The following is a 3,027-nucleotide window of genomic DNA, read 5'->3' as shown; positions in this document are numbered from 1 at the left end:
GGCCGGCGCCGCGCACCACCAGCCCGGCGGCGCGCAGCAGCTTAGCGATCTCGCGGCCGATGCCGCCGGTGCCCACCACCAGCGCGGTGGCCCCGGTGATGCTGCGGGTCTCGCGGTGGCGCCACTCGTGGCGGGCCTGCAGCTCGAAGCTGGTGCGGGAGTCCTTGGCGTGAGCGATCACCGCGCCGAGGACGAACTCGGCCAGCGGCCGGTCGAACACCCCCCTGGCGTTGGTCACCACGACGCCGGAATCCCTTAGCTCATCGAACAACAACGTGTCCACGCCGGCGGCGGTGATGTGAATCCATTCCAGGTCGCCGGCGTGCTCCCAGACGTCGCGCACCGCGGTGGAGAAGAAGTCCCACAGCAGCAGTCCGCGGGCCCCGCGCACGGCCTCGGCCAGCCCGTCGGCAGCGCAGAAACGGAAGTCGATCGCGAGGTCTTCCAGCCAGCCGACAAGTCCCAGCGGGCGGTCGTCGGGCTTCTCGCACAGCACCGCGACAACCGGTCGTGATCCAGGCACGCGACAGAGGCTAGGAACCAAAACGTACGATTGTCAACAATCGACTTGCGGGGTGTGCTAGGTGGCCCCACACTATGTCAATGAACCCGTCGCCACCTCTGCAGCAAGCCGGTATCGGCGTTGTAGTGCCCTACGATTTCGCGCTCGACCGCGAACTCTGGCGGTGGCTTCCCAATGACGTGAGCCTCCACTTCACCCGACTTCCCTATGCCCCCATGCCGGCCACGATGGAGATGGCCGTGCACGTTTCCGACCCGGAGACCGCCGCCCGCGGCGTCACCGACATCTGCGCGGTGGGCCCGCTGGTCACCGCCTACGCCTGTACGTCGGGCAGCTTCGTCGGCGGACCACTGGCCGAGCAGGCGCTGGTCGAGGCGATGCTCGGGGCCGGCGCGCCGCTGGCGCTGACCACCAGTGGCGCGCTGCTCTCGGCGCTGCGGTATCTCGACTTCACCCGGGTCGCCACGGCCACCCCGTACACCGCCGACCTGACCGTGGGATTGACTGCCTACCTGGGCGAGTCCGGCATCGAGGTCACCGCCGCGGCCGGGCTGGGGCTGACCTCCGACATCTGGACCGTGCCGCACGACATCACCGCCAAGCTGGTCCGCGAGACCGACACCGAGGACGCCCAGGCGGTGTTCATCAGCTGCACCAACATGCCGACCTACGACGTGATCGCCGAGCTGGAAGCCGAACTCGGCAAGCCGGTGCTGACCGCCAACCAGGTCACCATATGGCATGCGCTGAGCCTGATCGGCCGCAAGGCGGTCGGGCCCGGCCAGCAGTTGATGGAGCGCTGAGCCACCTAGTCGCCCAGCCCCTGGGCCAGCAGTTCGGCCAGGTGCACCGCGTGCCGCGGTGTCCCCTGGGCGATCTGGGTGCGGCAGCTGAACCCGTCGGCGACGATCGCGGTGGACTCGGCGGCCTCGCGCACCGCCGGCAGCAGTACCCGCTCCCCCACCTGTTGCGACACCTCGTAGTGGCCGCGTTCGAAGCCGAAGTTGCCGGCCAGTCCGCAGCATCCCGAATCCGGTACCTCGGCGGCGATCCCGGCCTTGGCCATCAACGCGCGGTCGGCGTCGAAGCCGAGCACCGCATGCTGGTGGCAGTGCGTCTGCACCAGTGCCGCGGCATCCAGCTGCGGCGGCTGCCAGCCGGAGGCGAGCACGAACTCGGCGAACGTCCGGGTCTGCTGGGCGGCGCGACCGGCGAGGTCGTTGCCGGGGAGCAGTTCGTGGGCGTCGCGGCGCAGTACCGCGGTGCAGCTGGGCTCGAGTCCGACGATCGGGGTGCCGGCATCCAGGTGCGGCGCCAGCGTTTTCAGCGAAGCCTCCAGCCGCCTGCGCGCCGCGACGAGCTGCCCGGTCGAGATCCAGGTCAACCCGCAGCACACCGGACCGTCCGGAAGCGCCACCTGGTAGCCGGCCGCTTCGAGGACCTCGACCGCGGCCCGGCCCACCTGCGGGGCAAGGTGATTGGTGAAGCTGTCCGGCCACAGCAACACCTGCCCGCGGGGTCCCGGCGCGACCGGCCGCGCGGCGAACCACGCCGTGAACGTCTGCTCGGCGAACGGCGGGATCTCGCGTTCGTCGGCGATGCCGCCGAGGCGTTTCACCAGCGAGCCGCGGGCCAGCCGGTTAGCCAGCCGTGGCGCTCGGGCCGCCACCCGCGACCACAGCGGCAGCCAGCCCATCGACCAGTGCGACAGCGGGCGCGCCCACGGCCTGCCCGCATAGTGGTGGTGGGTGAACTCCGCCTTGTAGGTGGCCATGTCGACGTTCACCGGGCAGTCCGACAGGCAGCCCTTGCAGGACAGGCACAGGTCCAGCGCGTCGCGCACCTCGGTGGAACGCCAGCCGTCGGTCACCACCTCGCCGGCGAGCATCTCCCACAGCAGGTGCGCCCGCCCACGGGTGGAGTGCTGCTCCTCGCGGGTGGCCTGATAGCTCGGGCACATCACCCCGCCGCTGGTCTGGCGACACTTCCCGATTCCCACGCAGCGGCGCTGGGCCTGCGAGAAGTCCCCGTTGTCATCGGGATAGGCGAACAGCGTCAACGGAGTGCGCTCGATCGGGGTCTGCTGGCGGATGTCGGCGTCCAGCGGCGGGGGGTCGACGACGACGCCCGGGTTGAGCAGCCGGCGCGGATCCCAGATGTCCTTCATGCTCGCCATCAGGGCCAGCCCGTCCGCGCCGTACATCCGGTCCAGCAGCTCCGAGCGGGCCCGGCCGTCGCCGTGCTCGCCGGACACCGAACCGCCCAGCGACACCACCAGATCGGTGGCCTGCTCGACGAACTCGCGGTAGGCCCGGATTCCGGCGGCGCTGAGCAGGTCGAAGTCGATGCGCATGTGCATGCAGCCCTCGCCGAAGTGCCCGTAGGACGCCCCGGACAGCCCGAAACGAGCCATCAGCTCGTCGAGGCCGCGCAGTTAGTCTGCCAGCCTGTGCGTCGGCACCGCCGCGCCCTCCCCTCCCCCCCCTCCCTCCTCCCCCCCCCCC

The 3,027-nt window shown here is 70.7% G+C and carries 3 protein-coding genes; 1 reads left to right on the top strand and 2 read right to left on the bottom strand.

The features are described 5' to 3' along the window. Positions 1 to 523 (bottom strand): NAD(P)-dependent oxidoreductase (locus ACXAID_RS27670; RefSeq protein WP_475025366.1); only part of this gene is annotated, 523 nt, incomplete at its 3' end. A 125-nt stretch (positions 524 to 648) separates the two neighbouring features. Here ACXAID_RS27670 and ACXAID_RS27665 point away from each other — a divergent pair. Continuing rightward, positions 649 to 1,326: a maleate cis-trans isomerase family protein gene (locus tag ACXAID_RS27665; protein WP_475025365.1), complete on the top strand. Its 678-nt coding sequence runs from the start codon at positions 649 to 651 to the stop codon at positions 1,324 to 1,326. A gap of 5 nt (positions 1,327 to 1,331) precedes the next feature. Here the strand turns inward: ACXAID_RS27665 and ACXAID_RS27660 are convergent, their stop codons facing one another. Continuing rightward, positions 1,332 to 2,957 carry an FAD-binding and (Fe-S)-binding domain-containing protein gene (locus ACXAID_RS27660; protein ID WP_475025367.1) on the bottom strand — a complete coding sequence of 542 codons (1,626 nt, stop codon included), beginning with the start codon at positions 2,955 to 2,957 and terminating at the stop codon, positions 1,332 to 1,334. Positions 2,958 to 3,027: the final 70 nt, after the last annotated feature.

The organism is Mycobacterium sp. ABE4_509 (assembly GCF_056160785.1).
The sequence above is the reverse complement of the archived record's forward strand: the minus strand, read 5'-3'. Positions and strand labels throughout refer to the sequence as shown.